Origin of the sequence: Lutibacter sp. (assembly GCF_016342705.1) — a bacterium.
Lineage (GTDB): Bacteria > Bacteroidota > Bacteroidia > Flavobacteriales > Flavobacteriaceae > Lutibacter.
This window is the reverse complement of the sequence record NZ_JAEINV010000003.1, coordinates 26509-44467: the sequence shown is the minus strand read 5'-3', so window position 1 is coordinate 44467 and position 17959 is coordinate 26509. Positions and strand designations below refer to the sequence as shown.

Below are 17959 nucleotides of genomic sequence, written 5' to 3'. Positions count from 1 at the left end.
TTGCAAAGTGAAATTATTAATTTTTCAGATAAAAATATAACGAAAAAATAATAATTGAATTGTACTTATAATATAACAAAAAGGTATTAACTAATTGTTAATACCTTTTTGAGAATAAATATCAAATTTTTTAAATAGGTAGTTTATAACCAATAGAAATTTGATTATAGTCAAATGTATTTCTCATAGTGTAATCAATGTATAAATTATCACTAATTACCGGAAGGTTGGCACCTAAAATTGCATTATAAATTCCTTTAAAATCATTTCCGTTATGCAGTGCTCCTACTCCTGCCCCAAAATAAGGTTTTACGTTTTGATTCTTTAAATTAACTGAATAAATTATATTTCCTGAAACACCATAATATGTAGTATCTCCAAAGCCCACAAAAGCTTCAGGCATAAATATTAAATTAGTTTTAGTAATTTTAAAATGCGATCTAATTCCTGCATTTAAATAACCTGAATTTGAAAAATCATATCCAAAAAACAAATTTGACCACTCATACTTTAAAAGTTTCTCGTTTTTTTCAATTGAAGAATCATCAGATTGTAAATCAGCTATTTCTTTTTTTATGGTTAAAGTATCTGTTTCTTTATTTTTAATCTCATTAGATTTCAACTCAATTTCATCATCCATATTTTTTAAGCGATCTTCAGATTTAGATTTTTTAACCTCTTTATTTTCTTTCTTATTATCCTTAGTTACATTTATATCTTTAATTTCTGATTCTTGAGTTGCTGTTTTTTTTGATTCTGAAAATATTTTCTCTAGCATTTCAATTCTTTTATTTAAAGAATCAATTGCTTTACTTTCTATTACTTCTGATTTTTGAACATTCCCGTCTGAATTTTCATTTAATCCTTTTAAAATACGATCAATTAACGATTCAAATTCTGCAGGTGTCATTTGAATAATAGTCTCCTGCTGAGGCGTTTTATTTTCTATATTTTTTTCAACTTGTATTTCAGAAACTTTATTAATTTCTTTTAAAGCCGTTTTAAGATCATTTTTCTCTTCTAATAGCTCAATAGCTTTATTAACATCTTTTTCTTGATTGGCCTTTTTTAAGTCTTCCTCTAGAACTGCTAACTTTAAAGAATATTCATTCTTTAATTTTTGAATTTTCAAATCATTTGTTGCTGATTGAGATTTTTCCTCACTTTTAATATTTGTATCAAAAACCTCATTTGGTGATTTTGATTTTTTTCCTAAAGTAAATTTCAAACCTGCATTATACATCATATGAGTTTGAATTTGATTTGGTGCAGAAATGTTTGAAATATCATCACCTGATGTTAATATTGCTCTTAATCCACCTGAAATTAATACTCTTCTACCTAAAGGAATATTTAAACCTAATCCACCAGATCCAAACTCGCCGCTTTTAACATTTAAATCATTTTTTCCTAAATAAGAGTCTGCAGCATTTAAGTAACCTCCTCCTAAAATTAAATATGGAGTTACTCCATTTCCATCATTTAATCGCGCTCTAAATTCTACACCATACATGGCTAAATTGTCAAAACTTGTTGATATTTCATCATTTACAGTTCCTTTAAAGTAAAAACCTCTTAACCCTATATATTCATTAAAATCTAAGCCAACATAACCTCCTAAAAAATATGTATCGCGTAAAAGCGACTTTTCATCAAAAGAAATATGAGCAATACTTGGCTCAACAACTAATTGCAATCCTTTAAAACCACCTTTAAACTTATTTAAATAAGCTTCATCTAATTCTGATAGTGTTCCTGGCTTTCTACCACCTAAATAAAATTGTAATGAACCCAAAACTGCCCAGTTACTCAAACTTTCAGTAGAAAAATCTGCATCTGAAACACCAAAAGAAATTTTATCAACTGTACTTAATAAATTTGAACCAGCATTAAAATTATAGGTAGTATTTTTAGCTTCTACAGATAAAACAGCCCTTTTTGCAATATTAAATTTAAAACCCAAACCTACAGTTCCATAAATTTGTTCAAAATTAGTTGCGTTTACTTCAATATTTTGAACTCCTGTTCCTAGTGTTAAATAAGGCATTAATTTTTTTGTGCCAATATTCGCCTTAAATTCTCCTCCCCATCTAGTTAATTTAGCATTTTGTTGCGTAAATAAAGTAGCATCAAAATTTGTTAATCCAAAATTTTCAAAATTAGTTGTCAAATCTAATGATTGCAAATACACACCTCTTAATTCAATATATTCACCAAAACCAAAACCCAATTTTCCACCAATTAAAGTTCCATCATTAAATCCAGCTTTAGCATCCCACCAAGTATATTCAGCAGATGGTGAAAATGTGAAACTGATATCTTTCACTTGAGAATTAGCTACAGTAAGTCCAAAAAAAGCAATTAGCACTAAAAATATTTTTCTCATTTATATAATTATATATTTAATTAATTCTATTATTTTAACCTTCTTCATTTAGGAAGAAATTTTAGATATGACACAAATTAATAACAAAAGTCACAATTAATACTATTAAAATTATAATTTAGATGTGACATAATTTAATTTTTTGTGTCTCAACTAAAAAAATATAGATTAATTCATGAAAACATATTTAAATTCAGCTATCACTTTATTCATTTTATTTTTAAGCTCATCTATATTGGGGCAGCAAATACAAAATAATGCTACTATAAAAGTTTCTGAAGGACAGTTATCATCTTTTACAAAAATGTTGAAGAAGCACAAAGTAGCATCCTATAAAAATGATCAGAAAAACGAAAAAACTTTTATAAATAATAGCCTTGATTTACAACAAGATTCATTAGTTAAAAACAATCCTGTAAAATTAGATTCAAAAATTGTTGAAATAAAAAATGATTCATTTTTAAGTAAAAAACCTCAATTTAAAACTGAAAAACAGCTAAAATATAAAAAAGAATTAGTTGTAACGGATATAGAAAATACCGTTTTAGTAAATAAAGCAGATTTAGATAGCATTCAAACTGAGATTAAAGAATTAAAAGCAGTAATTACATCATTTATATTAAATAAAAATAGCATTCATAAGGTTGATGAACTAAAACCTATAGAAGCTAAAAACACTATTGATTCAAAAAAGATTGAACAAAAACCAATAATTTCAGAGACTTTTGTATATAAAACCGATACTATTTATGTGCTGCAAAACAAGGAAAGTATTAAAAAAGTTGATTCCTTAACAATTTTGAATTCAAATGAAAGAATAAGTGTTTTAGAAAATAAATTAAAGACACAAGATTCAATTCAGAAAAGCATCTTAAAAAATTCTATTGAATTAAATAAGAATGCTATTGTTTCAGATTCAATTAAAAAAATACCTCAAAAAATTGCTTTTAACAAGATTCTTTTATTTGAAAATAACATCTCAAACTTGAGTTATGAAAACCAGGAAACTTTAAAAGAATTGTTGAACATAGCTTTACCAAACAAATTAATTCATATCTATTTAAAAGGATATTCAAGTAATTCTGGAAATAAAAACTACAATAAAATCTTGTCTTCAAAAAGAACAGCATCAGTGAAATATTTCCTAATTGAAAACGGTATTGAAGCAGAAAGAATTTCCTCAAATTCCTTTGGAATAGATTACAATGAAGGTAATGAAGCCAAAGCTAGAAGAGTGGAAATAAAAATATTTAACAATTAAATTTAAAAAATTAAATTAGCTTCAAATGAGTCCGACCAAGCTGAAGCTCTTCCAATAGCAGGAATTAATGTTGCAAATACCTCTAGCTTTCTGGAAAAATAAGAATCTCCTTCTTCTAAATTTCCTAATTTTAAAGCTATTGGTGTTTCAAAATCTAATTGATTATTTTCTGCAGTTATCAAAATATTAACTTTCCCTAAAAGGTGGTCATTTCTATCATTTGAAACTCCATAAACCTGAGTTTCATTCCAATTTCCAATAATAACAGGGATATCTATTTCACCATTTATATCATATACAAACAAGAATAATTGATATTCCATTTGAAGGGAAATATCCAACGGATGAAATTCAATTTTTGTATGAACAATAATATCAGTCACCTCATCACCTACATTTATAATTTCCGGGATTGCACCTAAAAGAACAGATTTTATTTTAGCCATTACTATCTTTTTTTAAATATTTTTTTTTCATTGAAATTAACACACCTACTAAAATTCCAATAGCAAAACTTCCTAAAATTATTAATACTCTTGAAATAGATAATTTCCAAAAAAGGAATTTAATATCTGTTATTTCTACATTTTGTATTGAAAAAATTACAATAAGTGAAATAAATACTACAATTAAAAAAGTTTTAAATTTCATTCGTTTATCTTTTAATTATTTCAGATTTATCATTTAACCCTTCCACTTTAATTTCTGGCTTTCCATACACATATATTTTACTTTTATCTTTTGCATATATTTTTAAAAGTTTACTAGTATAAATATGTACAAGTGCAGATTCGGCTATATTCACATTTGAATTTGTTGTTTTTAAATCTTTTCCTTTTAACGTACCCGAACCAGTTCCATTAAATTGTAAATTGTTCACTTCTCCAGACAAATCTAGGTCAGATCTGTCAGTCATTTTCAATTCTAACTCTTCTAAAACAACATTTCCTTTCATAAAAGAATTTTCATCAAACATCATCACCGCTTTTTGTCCGTTTAAACTAATTTCACCCGACACACTTTTCGCCAACCTAAAATAAGAATTATCAGCCTTTAAATCTAGTTTAAATGAAGCATTATCAAAAGCTGCAAAGGTTAAACTTTTTGCGTAAATTTTACTAATACACGTCAATTTAGCATCATCTCTTAATGTTAAATTCGAAATATTTTTTACTGTTAAATCAATTTCAAGTTTTTTCTTCGAAACAATGTTTGAAGTAGTGTAAATTTTTAAAACACTATCTATAACTTGAAAATTAATATCACTCACCAAATTTTCATCTGCCATTAAATGATATCCGTTATTCCCTGCTTGAGAAATTGTAACTTTTAAATTATCCCCAATATCAACAGCATTAAACCCTTCTAAGGTATTAAATACATCCGTCACTATTTTATTTCCCTTTAATTTTGCTTTTTTTTGCGCAAATACATTAGTTATACAAATCACTAAAATTAGCATTAAAACTATTTTTTTCATCTTTGAAGTTTAAATTATATAAAATTAGACACTAAACACTAATTTAAGTCACATTATCACCTTATAAATATTACCTATCAAATATAAATATAATACGTAACTAATTCTGTTACTGAAGTAATAAAAAATAATTAAAAAAATATCGAAAAATATTTGGTAATTAAACAGAAAGTAATTTAATTTGCACCCGTTAATAAGCCGATGTAGCTCAGCTGGCTAGAGCAGCTGATTTGTAATCAGCAGGTCGTGGGTTCGAGTCCCTCTATCGGCTCAAAAAAGCCTCTTCAAATTTGAAGAGGCTTTTTTATTTGATTTAATATAAATGAATACTATTTAAATTTATTAAATTCGCAGTTGAAAATAAACTTATAAAAGTATGCTTATAATAGGAATTGCTGGAGGAACTGGAAGTGGTAAAACAACTGTAGTAAATCAAATATTACATGAATTACCTGCCGATGAAGTATGTGTTATATCTCAGGATTCATATTACAACGCAACCCACAACCTTTCTTATCTAGAACGTACCAAAATTAATTTTGACCATCCAAAAGCAATTGATTTTGAACTGCTAGTTTCTGATTTAAATAAATTAAGAAAAGGCGAAGTTATTCAACAACCTGTATATTCTTTTGTGACGCATGACAGAACTGTAGATACACTTTTAACACATCCAAGAAAAGTTGTAATTGTTGAAGGAATTCTTATTTTTAACAACAAGGAATTAAGAGATTTGTTTGATATTAAAATATTTGTTCATGCAGATACTGATGAACGCTTAATTAGAAGAATACGACGAGATATTGAAGAGCGCGGAAGAGATATTAATGAAGTTTTAACTCGCTATCAAAACACATTAAAACCTATGCATCAGCAATTTATAGAGCCAACAAAAAATTATGCAGATATTATAATTCCTAATGACAGGTATAATACTGTTGCCATAGATATTGTAAGGACGGTTATTAGTAACAAACTTTAAAATAATGACTTTTTCACAATTCAGAAATAAACCATTCATAAAATTTATTACCAATAAATATGTTATTATTTTAGTGACATTTATTGTTTGGATGCTTTTTTTTGATGAAAACTCTTACTTAACTCACAGAGAGTTTAATAAAGAGATTGATAAATTAAATAGTGAAAAAGAATATTACAATTCTGAAATAAATCACGATAAAGAACTCATCAATAAGTTAAAAGACAAAGAAGAATTAGAAAAATTTGCTCGTGAAGAATACCATATGAAAAAAGAAAATGAAGATATTTACATTATTGAATACGATACTTTAGAAAAAAAATAACGTATTTTTAATCTCATCATTTTATTCAACAATAAAAACTATGTCTAATTTTTTCACCAATGAATTTCAACCAAGTTCATCAGCAGCTTGGAAACAAAAAATTCAGTTTGAATTAGACGGTGCAGATTATAATCAAACACTGCTTACCAAAACAAATGAAGGAATTACTATAAAACCTTTTTATCACTCTGATAGTTTTGAAAAAATACAGGTTCCAATCATTGATAATACTTTTAAAATTTGCCAATCAGTTACTATTTTAAATGAAGAAACTGCTAATAATGAAGCTGTAAAAGCTATTAATAAAGGTGTAAACACCATTCAATTTAAAGCTGCAAAACCATTTAGTGTTAAAACAGTATTTCAAAATTTATTGCATAAAAATGTTGAGTTCCATTTCAGTTTCAGTTTTTTATCTGAAACTTTTCTACAAGATCTTTGTAAAACGCTAAATACCGAAATTGTTTATTTAAATATTGATATTATTGGAAATTTAGCAAAAACAGGGAATTGGTATTCTAATTTAACTACTGATTTTAATACATTAGAAAACATCCTAAAAACTGCGAAACCAAATTTTGTGATAAGTGTAAATTCAGAAATTTATCAAAATGCAGGTGCAAATAGTATACAACAAATAGCGTATGCATTGGCACACGCAAATGAATATTTAAACAAATTTGGAGGGAATATTGCAGCTAAAATTCAATTTAAATTTGCTTTAGGCAGTAATTATTTTTTTGAAATTGCAAAAATTAGGGCTTTTAGATACTTATATCAACTAATTTGTGAGCAATACAATACAAATTGTAGTGCACAAGTTTTTGTTGAACCAAGTTTTAGAAACAAAACCTCAGATAGCTACAATAACCATGTGCAAAGGGTTTCAACCGAATTTATGAGCGGAATTATCGGTGGCGCTAATACTATTTCAAACAATAGTAATAATAAATCTTGCTTACAAAATTTAGTAAGTTTAAAAGAGGAATTTTTAAAAAATAATATCCAAGAAATTACAGAAGGTAATTATTACATAGAATCTTTAACCAAACAAATTGCCGAAAAAGCACTCGATATTTTTAAAGAAATTGAAAAAAGCGGTGGATTTTTACACCAACTTAAAGAAGGAATCATTCAACGTAAAATAGCTGAAAACGCAAAAAAAGAACAAAATCAATTTAATACTGGAGAACTTATTTTAGTTGGAAGTAATAAATTTAAAAACAACGTTGAAAAAGCAACTATGTTTAAAGAAACCTCAACCTTAAAAAATTATAGACAAACCTTAATAATTCCTATTATAGCGAAAAGATTAGCCGCTAAATTAGAGCAAAAATAACAATAAAAATGAAACGTAAAGATTTTTCAGCCCTTTCAATTCAAACTCAAAATGAGAAAATCTCTTATTTTGAACATGAAGATTTTATTGCTGGAACTGCTCCGTTTCTGCGAGGTATTGATGCTACTATGTTTTTAAAAAAACCTTTAATTACACAATTATTAGTTAATTTTTCATCACCTGAAAAAAGTAATACTTTTATTAAAGAACATATTTCTTTAGGTTATAAAGCCGTAATTCTTGATATAAAAACGTTTCCCGAAGCAACTTCAGGAATTTTAATTGAGTCTGTTGACGATATGAAGCTATTGTTAAGAGAAATTCCTTTAAAGGAGCTCTCCATAACTTTAACTACAAAAAACGCCATTTTAACTGTTTTATCTTTATTTATAGCAGCAACCAAACAACTAGGAATTGTACAGGAAAGCTTGACTTTATCTATTAATTACAATTATAAAAATGCTATAATTAATACTGAATTTCATCAAAATATAATTGAATCCATTTTAAAATATTCAAAAAAGCATTTACCAAATTTTAATACCATATCAATTTCTGCAACTCTACCAAAGAACAAAAAAACTGTTGAAACTGAATTAGCTTATTTTTTAGCGGAAACTTATGAAAACATCACAAATTGTATTTCAAAAGGAATGACTATTGATAGTATTGCTCCAAAAATATCTTTTAATTGTTCCATTGAAGACAATCATTTTTTAGAAATCTCAAAAATGAGAGCGGCAAGATTTCTTTGGGCAAAAATGATAAATCAATTTAACCCTAAACAACAACAATCTTTAGCTCTTAAAATACACGCGCTTCAAAATTTTAATAATTCCCACAAAGTACTTTCAGTATTTTTAGGAGACGCACAAAGTGTAATTTCAAATATAAACACCGTGCTTTTAATTGAGAATGAAACTGCAATTACAAAAACTGTAGATTCTTGGGCTGGTTCAACTTTTGTTGAAAAAACTACTGAAGAAATTTCAAAAAATATGTGGGCTCTTTTTAATGAACTCCTTAATAATGGTGGCTTTTCAAAGAATATTAATCTTACCTTAAATACTGAGAATCAAAAAGAATTTTCATTAGAATTAATGATAGAAGCAGCAGAGAAAAACGCTGCAATTAATGAATTAAACTCATTTTAATATTAAAATCTATTTCTAAAAAAACCCATAATTATAATTTTTAAGTTATAATTATGGGTAGTGTAAATATAAAGAACTCTGTGTAAATATTGTCTAATTAGAATAAAGTAACTGCCAATTGAACTCTTGCTATTTTAGTAGAAGGATTCCACATTGTAGTTGCAGAAACTGGAATACTTAAATCAGAAAGTTTTAATGTTTTTGAAGCTGTTAAACCAACATTCACAATATCAAAATTTTCTTGTCCATCACCATATAAATGTGTATCTCCATTTAATGAGAAACCTGCACCTACATAACCACTTAAATTAACTTTTGAATTACTTACTAAAGGATATGAAACCTGAACATATGTTGAAGTTCGTTGTTCAAAATCACCATTAGTAGCAAATTGTGAATCTCCACTACCAAATAACAAAAAGTCTGCTTCTAAAGTTAAAGGAAAACTTTCTCCAAAATTATAGGATGTTCTTAAATCTAATAAATGCCCTGAAGTTTCTTTATTATAATCCCAAACATCTGGACTTGCAACACCTCTTGTGTTAAATAAATCCCATAACCCAATAGAAAATCCATTTGCAGCATATTGCATGTAATAGTTTATTTCCTTGTAATGAGTTCCATCGCTATCATTAGACATCGCCATTCCACCCCAAAAACCTGCAGTAAAATTACCTGACTCGTTTAATTTAAAAGTTGTAAGCACCATTACCAATGGTTTATCAGTAATAACTAAACCTCTCCACAAATGGTTTGATTGTATATTTACCGAAAAATCAACAGGACCATCTTTCAATTCAGCTTTTTGAGCTACACTCATTTGAACTGATAAAACAGCAACTAATAATATTAATAATATTTTTTTCATTATTATATTTTTAAAATTTAATTATTTTATTTTTTAAACTAAGGCAACATATAGAAGAGCTGCAATTACACATCCAATAATTGGACCTACAACTGGAATCCAAGCATATCCCCAATCACTTTTACCTTTTATTGGTAAAATAGCGTGCATAATTCTTGGTCCTAAATCACGTGCTGGATTAATTGCATAACCAGTTGTTCCACCTAATGATAAACCAATTACCCAAACTAAGAATGCTACTGGAAGTGCTCCTAAAGATCCTAACCCTATAATTGCTTTTGCATCAACATTCCCTATAATATCTAAGTTTGGTCCTGCCAAATAAAATATTACAAATACCAAAACAAAGGTTCCAATAATTTCGCTGATTAAATTTGAAAACGTGTTTTTAATAGCTGGTCCTGTACTAAAACAAGCTAATTTTCCACCTTCATCTTCAGTTGCATTAAAATGATCTCTATAAAACAACCAAACTAAAAATGCTCCTAACATTGCCCCAATCATTTCTCCTGCAATGTATTCAGGTACTAAACTCCAAGATAATTTTCCTGCGGTTGCTAATGCAATAGTTACTGCTGGATTTAAATGCGCACCACTATAAGGTCCCGCAACTACTACTCCAACAAATACAGCTAACGCCCAAGCTGTTGTAATAACAATCCATCCAGAATTGTTACCTTTTGTATCTTTCAATACTACGTTTGCTACTACTCCGTTACCTAATAAAATAAGCAACATTGTCCCTAATATTTCTGCTACTAGAATTGACATAATCTAATTTTTTATAATTTTTATTTGTTTATTATTCTTCGATCCAGTTTTGTGCACATTTTACAGCTTTATGCCAGTAATGCAACATGTTTTCAACTTTCTCTGCTTCTAGTTGTGGGTAAAACTCTTTATCAACTATCCATTGAGATTGAATGTCATCAACACTATCCCAATAACCTACTGCCAAACCTGCTAAATATGCAGCACCTAAAGCAGTTGTTTCTAAAGTTTTTGGACGAATAATTTTAAATCCAAATAAATCTGATTGAATTTGCATTAATAAGTTACTCGCTGCTGCTCCTCCATCCACTCTTAACTCAATACTTTTTTCACCAGCATCAGCTTCCATTGCTTTTACTATATCATACACTTGAAAAGCAATACCTTCTAGTGTTGCACGAGCAATATGATTATCTGTTGTTCCTCTAGTAATACCCATAATTACACCACGAGCATATTGATCCCAATAAGGAGCTCCTAAACCAGTAAGTGCAGGTACAAAATAAACGCCTCCATTATCTTCAACTGTCTCAGCTAATGAATTAACTCCCGGAGCTGTTTTAATAACTCTTGCTCCATCTCTTAACCACTGAACTGCAGCACCTCCAACAAATACACTTCCTTCTAATGCATAGGTAGTTTTTCCGTTAATTTTCCAACCAATAGTAGTTAATAAATTATTTTTAGAATACACCGCTTTCTCACCAGTATTCATTAATAAGAAACATCCTGTTCCATAGGTGTTTTTTACCATTCCTGGTTTTGTACACATTTGACCAAATAATGCTGCTTGTTGATCTCCAGCAATACCCGCAATTGGAATTTTTGTTGAAAATAACGTAGTAGCAGTTGTTCCATAAATTTCACTACTTTCTTTTACAGTTGGTAAAATTGCTTTTGGAATATTAAACAATGTTAATAATTCTTCATCCCACTCTAAAGTATGAATGTTCAATAACATTGTTCTACTTGCGTTTGAAACATCAGTAATAAACATATTACCTCTTGTTAGTTTCCAAACCAACCAAGTATCAACAGTACCAAAGCATAATTTACCTGCTTCAGCTTTTTCTCTTGCTCCTTCAACATTATCAAGAATCCATTTTAATTTAGTTGCAGAAAAATAAGCATCTAAAACTAATCCGGTTTTCTTTTTAATCATATCAATATGACCAGCAGCTTTTAATTCATCACAGTATTTAGCCGTTCTTCTATCTTGCCATACAATAGCATTGTATACTGGCTCACTAGTTTCGCGATCCCACACTATTGTAGTTTCTCTCTGATTTGTAATTCCAATTGCAGCAATTCCCTCACCTGAAATTCCTTCTTGCGCAACAACTTCTGCAGCAACAGATATTTGTGATGACCAAATTTCATTAGGATTATGCTCTACCCATCCCGGTTTTGGAAATATTTGTTCAAAAGGTTTTTGAGATGTTCTAACAATTTCTCCATTGTGATTAAACAATATCGCTCTAGAGGATGTAGTACCTTGATCTAAGGCTAAAATTAATTTGTTTTTCATTATATATTGGGTTTTATGGTTAATCTTTAATTCTGTAATTACAAAATGTAATTCATTGTTACATTAATATAATCTTCAACTTGTTTTGCTTGCCAAGCTTCATCTTGACCTAATTTTTCAGCCATTATTTTAGCAACTCTTGGAGCCATTTTAACACTCTCTCGAGCATCTAATAATTGACATCTTGTTCTTCTTGCTAAAAAATCTTCAACCGTCCGACACATTTCGTGCTCCACAGCCCATAGCACTTGAGCTTCTATTACCTGAAGACTTTTGCTAATTACTTTATTATTTCCATTTATTTTTGCTAACTCTAAAATTGGAGCCTCATCTGAACCATAGAAATACAAAGGATTATTGTGATCTGGGTTTTCTTTATACCCATGAATTTTTAAATGCTTGGTTTTTGTAGGCTTTTTAGTCCAACCATTTTTACTTTCAGATTTATCTACTAAATCTTCACCCATTTTTCTAAAAGTTGTCCATTTTCCACCAACCATTGTCAACATTCCTGAAGCTGATGTAAATATTTTATGACTTCTAGAAATCTCTTTCGTTTTCTTTCCCTCTTGAGTTGCTGCCAAAGGTCTAAGTCCTGCAAAAACACTTAACACATCACTTCTCTTTGGTGCTTTTGTTAAATATCTGGCTGCGGTATTTAAAATAAACTCTATTTCTTCATCTAAAGCAATTGGCTCTAAAGATTCTTCTTTTATAGGGGTATCTGTTGTTCCTACAACAACTCTTCCGTGCCAAGGCACCAAAAACAATACTCTACCGTCATCAGTTTTCGGTATCATAATAGCATCATTATCCGGTAAAAAAGATTTATCTAACACTAAATGAACACCTTGACTTGGCGCTATTGTTTTCTTAGCATTTGGAGAATCCATCATTAAAACATCATCTGCAAACACACCCGTTGCATTCACAACTTGCTTTCCTTTTATTTCGTATTGTTTACCTCCTTCTTCATCAAACACTTTAACTCCTGTAATTAATCCTTTATCATCTTTCAATAATCCATTTACAGAACAATAATTAATAACAACAGCACCTAATTCTGTTGCACTTTGTAGCGTATTAATTGCTAAACGAGTATCATCAAACTGACCGTCATGATACACAACACCCGCTGATATTTTTTCTGGATTAATTGTTGAAATACGCTTTAAAGTTTTAGCTTTTGAAATTCTTTTAGATCTCCCTAAACTTAATTTTCCTGCTAACAAATCGTACATTGTTAAACCAACAGTATATTGTAACTCATCAAACAACCCATGTGTAGGTATAATAAATGATTGGTTTTTTACCAAATGAGGGGCATTTTGAGTTAACAAACCTCTTTCTACTACAGCCTCTCTAACCAACCCAACATCTCCTTGTGCCAAATAACGAACTCCTCCGTGCACAAGTTTTGTACTTTTACTAGAAGTTGATTTTGTAAAATCAGATTTCTCTAACAATACAACCGAATAACCTCTTGCTGAAGCTTCTAAAGCTATTCCAATTCCAGTAGCTCCACCACCTATAATAATAAAATCAAATTCTTTTGAATTTTTACTAATTTTATTAATCATCTCACTTCTTTTCATATCTCAAATAATTTAAATCAATAGTTTATTTCTTTTCACGAAGTAAATATAAAAACTTTCGAAAGCTTTCGAAAGTTTTTTTTAGTTTTTTTTTCAATTTAATGACAAATATCAGTGTTTCGTATTATTTCTATAAAACCTAAATCATTTTCAATCTAACTTAAACGCCTTTAAAAGCTAAACATTAAATTACTTCAATTCCAATACCTAAAACACTTAAAATTTCTTTCGAAATATTTCGAAATATTTCAGTATTACCGTATATTTGTTAATCTAAAAAGCTTTCCTATGATTTTAAATATAGCCGAACGACATAAACTAATTTTAAAAAAGCTGGAGGAAAAAGGCTTTGTTGAAGTAGCCGATTTAAGTCAAGAGTTTGATGTTTCTTTAGTAACTATAAGAAAAGATTTAAAGGCTTTGGAAGAAAAAAAATTACTCTTTCGTTCTCACGGAAGAGCAATTCCATCTGATCCTTACACAACTGAAAACCATGTAAATGTTAAAGAAAAAATTCAAACTAAGGAAAAAATTAGAATTGCAATAGCGGCTGGCTTAATTTTAGAACCAAACGATAGTATTATTATTGCTTCTGGAACTTCTGTTATTGAATTTGCTAGACATTTAAAACCTGTTGAAGGCTTAACAGTTTTAACAGCATCATTAAACACTGCTTTAATATTATCTGAAAATCCAAATATAGATGTCATTCAATTAGGAGGTATTGTTAGACGAAGCTCCTCTTCTGTCATTGGGCCGATAAGCGAAAAAATGCTTGCTGAATTTACTTTTACCAAATTATTTCTAGGAGTAGACGGGATAGATTTAGATTATGGCCTTACCACAACCAATTCCATGGAAGCATCTTTAAATAAAGAAATGATTAAAGCTGCTCATAAAATTATTGTTTTGGCAGATTCTTCAAAATTTGGAAGAAAAGGATTTGGAAGAATTTGTGGACTTCACGAAGTTGACCAAATAATTACGGATAGCGGCATTGACGAAAAAACAAAAACCAAACTTTTTGAGTTAGGAATAGATGTTACAATAGCATAAAAACCATATTAAAATTAAGAAAAAATATGTCTGAAAATTATTTTAAAAAATACCCAAACCAAGAAGGATTCTTTAATGAATACGGTGGTGCATTTATACCTCCAAATTTAGAAGAGGAAATGAAAAAAATAAATGATGCCTATTTCTCAATAAGCAAATCACATAAATTCATATCTGAACTAAGAGATATTCGAAAACATTTTCAAGGCAGACCAACTCCAGTATATCATTGTCATCGTTTATCTCAAAAATATGGTGGACAAATCTATTTAAAAAGGGAAGACTTAAATCATACTGGTGCTCACAAATTAAATCACTGCATGGGGGAAGCTTTACTAGCTAAACACATGGGTAAAAAGAAATTAATTGCCGAAACTGGTGCAGGACAACATGGAGTAGCTTTAGCAACCGCTGCCGCATATTTTGGTTTGGAATGTGAAATTCACATGGGAGAAGTTGATATTGCAAAGGAATATCCCAACGTTCTTAGAATGAAAATTTTAGGAGCTACTGTAGTTCCTGCTACACACGGATTAAAAACTTTAAAAGAAGCTGTTGACAGCGCCTTTGAAGCATATTTAAAAGACCCCATAAATACTATTTACTGTATTGGTTCTGTAGTTGGACCTCACCCATTTCCAATGATTGTTCGCGATTTCCAACGCATTGTTGGCATAGAAGCCAAAGAACAATTTTTTAATATGACAGGTGAATTACCAGACAACATTGTTGCTTGTGTTGGAGGAGGAAGTAATGCAATAGGAATTTTTTCAGCCTTTTTAGAAGATGAAGAATGTAAACTTTATGGAATTGAACCTGGAGGAAAATCACTCAAAACAGGAGAACATGCAGCAACAATGACTTTAGGAAAACCTGGTATTATTCACGGTTTTAAATGCTATACTTTACAAGATGAAAATGGAAACCCCGCACCCGTTCATTCCATTGCAAGTGGAATGGATTATCCAGGAGTTGGACCAGAACATAGTATGTTGAAAGATTTAGAAAAAGTAACTTATAACAGTATTACAGATAAAGAATGTATTGACGCCTTTTTTGAATTAAGCCGTTTAGAAGGAATTATTCCGGCTCTAGAAAGCGCACACGCCGTAGCTTTTGCTTTAAAATTAGCTAAAGAAAACCCTAAACAATCAATTTTAGTGAATTTAAGTGGTAGAGGCGATAAAGATTTAGACTACGTAGTAGAAAACTATGGGATACCTGAGTAACTCATTCCATATTAAGGAATTTTAACATTATTATAATTCAATAAAAAAAATGAGAAAAATATATATTTTATTATTAATGCTCTTTGGAACTATTATTAACTATGCACAAAACATTAATGATAAAAATATTGGCGATAAAATAGCACCATTTTCAAGCTTAGATGATTCTGGAAAAACTTGGAAATCATCCAATGTAAAATCAGATTTTTTGGTAGTTTATTTTTACCCAGCGGCTATGACAGGAGGTTGCACAAAACAAGCATGCGCTTACAGAGATAATAAGGATTCCTTTGATAAAATGGATGTATCTATAATAGGAGTTAGCGGTGATGAAGTTGAAGGTTTAAAGCATTTTAAAGAATCATACCAATTAAATTTTCCTCTTTTATCTGATTCCAAAGGAACTATTTCAAAACTATTTGGAGTTCCAACTACTGAAGGCGGAACTATTAACAAAGAATTTAATGGTGAAAACTTTTTATTAGTAAGAGGAATTACAACACCTCGCTGGACCTTTATCCTTAATAAAGAACGAAAAATAATTTACAAAAACGCATCGGTGAATGCTTCTGATGATAGCGAAATTGTTAAAGAAATCATTAAAAAACAAATTTCAAAATAACCTTAAAAATCCACTTAAATAAGTGGATTTTTTTCTTCATAAATTTTTCTTCGCAACCAAAACATTAAAATTATTGCAATGATTCCTAAAATACCCATTAAGTACCAATTTGCTGCATAACCAAACTGATTAATAACTTCCATACCTGTTTTTGCACTAAAAATATGCGCAAATGAAAACGCCATAGAATATAACGCTAAATATCGCCCCTCTTTTCCTTCGGGAGCTCTACTCATCGCAAAATTATTTGTAAACGGAAATGCCAACATTTCACCAACGGTAATAAAAATCATGCCCAAAATTAGAATACTTACCCAATTAAAGGTATTCAAAACAACAAAACTTAGCGCAAATAAAGCTAAACTCCACGTAATAATTCTCATTCTATCAAACAGCGTTTTTTCTATATAATGAATTAAAGGCATTTCAAATAAAAAGATTAAAAATCCGTTTAGCGCCATAATTAAACCAATTTGTACTTCCGTTAAACTATGTACTTCTCTATAAAATAATGGCAATGTTGTAAACAACTGTAAAAACATGAAACCCATTAGGAAAACTACCATTAAAAAAATCCAAAATGGTTTATCTTGATATATGGATTTTGAACTAGTTTCTAATGCCAAATCTTTACTTAAAGACTTTTTAATTGCTTTTTTCTTCAAAACTATTTTCATAATAAAAATAGCTAAAATACAAGTAACCCCATCCACCCAAAACAATCCAGCATACCCAATTCCAGCAATTATAATTCCACCTAAAAATGGCCCAAATGAAAATCCTAAATTAATTGCTAACCTTATTAAAGTTAAAGATCTGGTTCTGTTTTCTGGCTTACTATAAGCTTTTAAAGAAACAAACATTGCAGGACGAAACATATCTGCAACAGTCATTGTTAAAAAAATTCCAATCAAAAATCCTTCAAAAGTTGTAATAAATTGAAGCATAATAAACAAAAAACCGGTAGTAAATAAACTCCAAAACATTACAGAATAAAAACCAATTTTATCAGTTAGCTTACCCCCAATCCAAGAGCCCAGTAAAGATCCTACTCCAAAACTACTCATAACCCAACCTACTTGCGTTAAAGAAAAGTTTAAATCCGAAGTTAAATACAACGACAAAAATGGTAAAACCATGGTGCCTGCTCTATTTACAAATGTAATTAAAGCCAAATACCAAACCTCACTTGACAATCCTTTAAAAGAATCTTGATAACTCCTTATTGTACTTTTTACCATTATATTAAACTAAAAAACCCAGCTTTTAGCTGGGTTTAAATTGAATTGATATTATTTATTATATATAATCACAACGCATACACAGCAAGATAGTTATTTAAAAACCACTTATTTACTACTAT

Annotated in this window: 17 protein-coding genes and 1 tRNA gene; 9 read left to right on the top strand and 9 right to left on the bottom strand. The window is 29.4% G+C overall.

Annotation, left to right across the window (positions count from 1 at the left end; translation table 11 throughout):
* Positions 1–130: 130 nt before the first annotated feature.
* Positions 131–2386 (bottom strand): hypothetical protein, encoded by a 2256-nt coding sequence (locus JEY78_RS03860; RefSeq protein ID WP_291846889.1) that lies wholly within the window; start codon positions 2384–2386, stop codon positions 131–133.
* 175 nt (positions 2387–2561) lie between these two features.
* On the opposite strand from JEY78_RS03860, the gene JEY78_RS03855 reads away from it, so the two are divergent.
* On the top strand, positions 2562–3647 hold the full coding sequence (locus JEY78_RS03855) for an OmpA family protein (RefSeq protein WP_291846888.1): 1086 nt from the start codon (positions 2562–2564) through the stop codon (positions 3645–3647).
* 2 nt (positions 3648–3649) lie between these two features.
* Here JEY78_RS03855 and JEY78_RS03850 read toward each other — a convergent pair whose 3' ends face one another.
* Genes JEY78_RS03850 through JEY78_RS03840 form a run of 3 tightly spaced genes read right to left on the bottom strand, consistent with a single transcriptional unit; the run spans position 3650 to position 5127 of the window.
* Positions 3650–4093 carry a hypothetical protein gene (locus JEY78_RS03850; protein ID WP_291846886.1) on the bottom strand — a complete coding sequence of 148 codons (444 nt, stop codon included), beginning with the start codon at positions 4091–4093 and terminating at the stop codon, positions 3650–3652.
* Positions 4086–4298, bottom strand: coding sequence for a LapA family protein (locus JEY78_RS03845; RefSeq protein ID WP_291846884.1), 213 nt, complete (start codon positions 4296–4298; stop codon positions 4086–4088). The genes JEY78_RS03850 and JEY78_RS03845 overlap by 8 nt, the downstream gene beginning before the upstream one ends.
* A gap of 4 nt (positions 4299–4302) precedes the next feature.
* On the bottom strand, positions 4303–5127 hold the full coding sequence (locus JEY78_RS03840; protein ID WP_291846882.1) for a DUF2807 domain-containing protein: 825 nt from the start codon (positions 5125–5127) through the stop codon (positions 4303–4305).
* Between the two features lie 197 nt (positions 5128–5324).
* Here JEY78_RS03840 and JEY78_RS03835 point away from each other — a divergent pair.
* The 5 genes from JEY78_RS03835 (at position 5325) to JEY78_RS03815 (ending at position 8927) form a co-directional block, all read left to right on the top strand.
* Positions 5325–5398, top strand: a tRNA-Thr gene (locus JEY78_RS03835).
* A gap of 105 nt (positions 5399–5503) precedes the next feature.
* Complete coding sequence (gene udk / locus JEY78_RS03830; RefSeq protein ID WP_291846880.1) at positions 5504–6109, top strand: uridine kinase; 606 nt, start codon at positions 5504–5506, stop codon at positions 6107–6109.
* A gap of 4 nt (positions 6110–6113) precedes the next feature.
* On the top strand, positions 6114–6434 hold the full coding sequence (locus tag JEY78_RS03825; protein ID WP_291846878.1) for a septum formation initiator family protein: 321 nt from the start codon (positions 6114–6116) through the stop codon (positions 6432–6434).
* A 40-nt stretch (positions 6435–6474) separates the two neighbouring features.
* Positions 6475–7773 (top strand): methylmalonyl-CoA mutase family protein, encoded by a 1299-nt coding sequence (locus JEY78_RS03820; protein ID WP_291846876.1) that lies wholly within the window; start codon positions 6475–6477, stop codon positions 7771–7773.
* Between the two features lie 8 nt (positions 7774–7781).
* Entirely contained in the window at positions 7782–8927 is a 1146-nt protein-coding gene (locus tag JEY78_RS03815; protein WP_291846874.1) for a methylmalonyl-CoA mutase family protein, read from the top strand.
* 97 nt (positions 8928–9024) lie between these two features.
* On the opposite strand, the gene JEY78_RS03810 is transcribed toward JEY78_RS03815, so the two are convergent.
* The 4 genes from JEY78_RS03810 to JEY78_RS03795 are packed head-to-tail and all read right to left on the bottom strand — an operon-like array spanning position 9025 to position 13689.
* Positions 9025–9795 carry a hypothetical protein gene (locus JEY78_RS03810; protein ID WP_291846872.1) on the bottom strand — a complete coding sequence of 257 codons (771 nt, stop codon included), beginning with the start codon at positions 9793–9795 and terminating at the stop codon, positions 9025–9027.
* Positions 9796–9828: 33 nt separating this feature from the next.
* A complete protein-coding gene (locus JEY78_RS03805; RefSeq protein ID WP_291846870.1) occupies positions 9829–10566 on the bottom strand; it encodes an MIP/aquaporin family protein in 738 nt (245 codons plus the stop codon).
* 31 nt (positions 10567–10597) lie between these two features.
* Positions 10598–12094 carry a glycerol kinase GlpK gene (gene glpK / locus JEY78_RS03800; protein ID WP_291846869.1) on the bottom strand — a complete coding sequence of 499 codons (1497 nt, stop codon included), beginning with the start codon at positions 12092–12094 and terminating at the stop codon, positions 10598–10600.
* Between the two features lie 38 nt (positions 12095–12132).
* Complete coding sequence (locus tag JEY78_RS03795) at positions 12133–13689, bottom strand: glycerol-3-phosphate dehydrogenase/oxidase (protein ID WP_291846867.1); 1557 nt, start codon at positions 13687–13689, stop codon at positions 12133–12135.
* A 288-nt stretch (positions 13690–13977) separates the two neighbouring features.
* On the opposite strand from JEY78_RS03795, the gene JEY78_RS03790 reads away from it, so the two are divergent.
* The 3 genes from JEY78_RS03790 to JEY78_RS03780 are packed head-to-tail and all read left to right on the top strand — an operon-like array spanning position 13978 to position 16596.
* Positions 13978–14745, top strand: a complete 768-nt coding sequence (locus JEY78_RS03790) for a DeoR/GlpR family DNA-binding transcription regulator (protein WP_291846865.1) — start codon at positions 13978–13980, stop codon at positions 14743–14745.
* Between the two features lie 26 nt (positions 14746–14771).
* On the top strand, positions 14772–15974 hold the full coding sequence (trpB, locus tag JEY78_RS03785) for a tryptophan synthase subunit beta (RefSeq protein ID WP_291846863.1): 1203 nt from the start codon (positions 14772–14774) through the stop codon (positions 15972–15974).
* A gap of 49 nt (positions 15975–16023) precedes the next feature.
* The gene (locus JEY78_RS03780) at positions 16024–16596 is read left to right on the top strand and encodes a peroxiredoxin (RefSeq protein ID WP_291846861.1); all 573 of its coding nucleotides are present in this window, start codon (positions 16024–16026) and stop codon (positions 16594–16596) included.
* Between the two features lie 14 nt (positions 16597–16610).
* Here JEY78_RS03780 and JEY78_RS03775 read toward each other — a convergent pair whose 3' ends face one another.
* On the bottom strand, positions 16611–17837 hold the full coding sequence (locus tag JEY78_RS03775) for an MFS transporter (RefSeq protein ID WP_291846859.1): 1227 nt from the start codon (positions 17835–17837) through the stop codon (positions 16611–16613).
* Positions 17838–17959 lie beyond the last annotated feature (122 nt).

Coding starts and splice junctions, on each gene's coding strand:
- JEY78_RS03850 (WP_291846886.1), bottom strand. CDS start 4,093: ATGGCTAAAATAAAATCTGTTCTTTTAGGTGCAATCCCGGAAATTATA.
- JEY78_RS03860 (WP_291846889.1), bottom strand. CDS start 2,386: ATGAGAAAAATATTTTTAGTGCTAATTGCTTTTTTTGGACTTACTGTA.
- JEY78_RS03825 (WP_291846878.1), top strand. CDS start 6,114: ATGACTTTTTCACAATTCAGAAATAAACCATTCATAAAATTTATTACC.
- JEY78_RS03795 (WP_291846867.1), bottom strand. CDS start 13,689: ATGAAAAGAAGTGAGATGATTAATAAAATTAGTAAAAATTCAAAAGAA.
- udk (WP_291846880.1), top strand. CDS start 5,504: ATGCTTATAATAGGAATTGCTGGAGGAACTGGAAGTGGTAAAACAACT.
- JEY78_RS03820 (WP_291846876.1), top strand. CDS start 6,475: ATGTCTAATTTTTTCACCAATGAATTTCAACCAAGTTCATCAGCAGCT.
- JEY78_RS03840 (WP_291846882.1), bottom strand. CDS start 5,127: ATGAAAAAAATAGTTTTAATGCTAATTTTAGTGATTTGTATAACTAAT.
- JEY78_RS03855 (WP_291846888.1), top strand. CDS start 2,562: ATGAAAACATATTTAAATTCAGCTATCACTTTATTCATTTTATTTTTA.
- JEY78_RS03810 (WP_291846872.1), bottom strand. CDS start 9,795: ATGAAAAAAATATTATTAATATTATTAGTTGCTGTTTTATCAGTTCAA.
- JEY78_RS03815 (WP_291846874.1), top strand. CDS start 7,782: ATGAAACGTAAAGATTTTTCAGCCCTTTCAATTCAAACTCAAAATGAG.
- JEY78_RS03790 (WP_291846865.1), top strand. CDS start 13,978: ATGATTTTAAATATAGCCGAACGACATAAACTAATTTTAAAAAAGCTG.
- JEY78_RS03775 (WP_291846859.1), bottom strand. CDS start 17,837: ATGGTAAAAAGTACAATAAGGAGTTATCAAGATTCTTTTAAAGGATTG.
- JEY78_RS03805 (WP_291846870.1), bottom strand. CDS start 10,566: ATGTCAATTCTAGTAGCAGAAATATTAGGGACAATGTTGCTTATTTTA.
- JEY78_RS03845 (WP_291846884.1), bottom strand. CDS start 4,298: ATGAAATTTAAAACTTTTTTAATTGTAGTATTTATTTCACTTATTGTA.
- glpK (WP_291846869.1), bottom strand. CDS start 12,094: ATGAAAAACAAATTAATTTTAGCCTTAGATCAAGGTACTACATCCTCT.
- trpB (WP_291846863.1), top strand. CDS start 14,772: ATGTCTGAAAATTATTTTAAAAAATACCCAAACCAAGAAGGATTCTTT.
- JEY78_RS03780 (WP_291846861.1), top strand. CDS start 16,024: ATGAGAAAAATATATATTTTATTATTAATGCTCTTTGGAACTATTATT.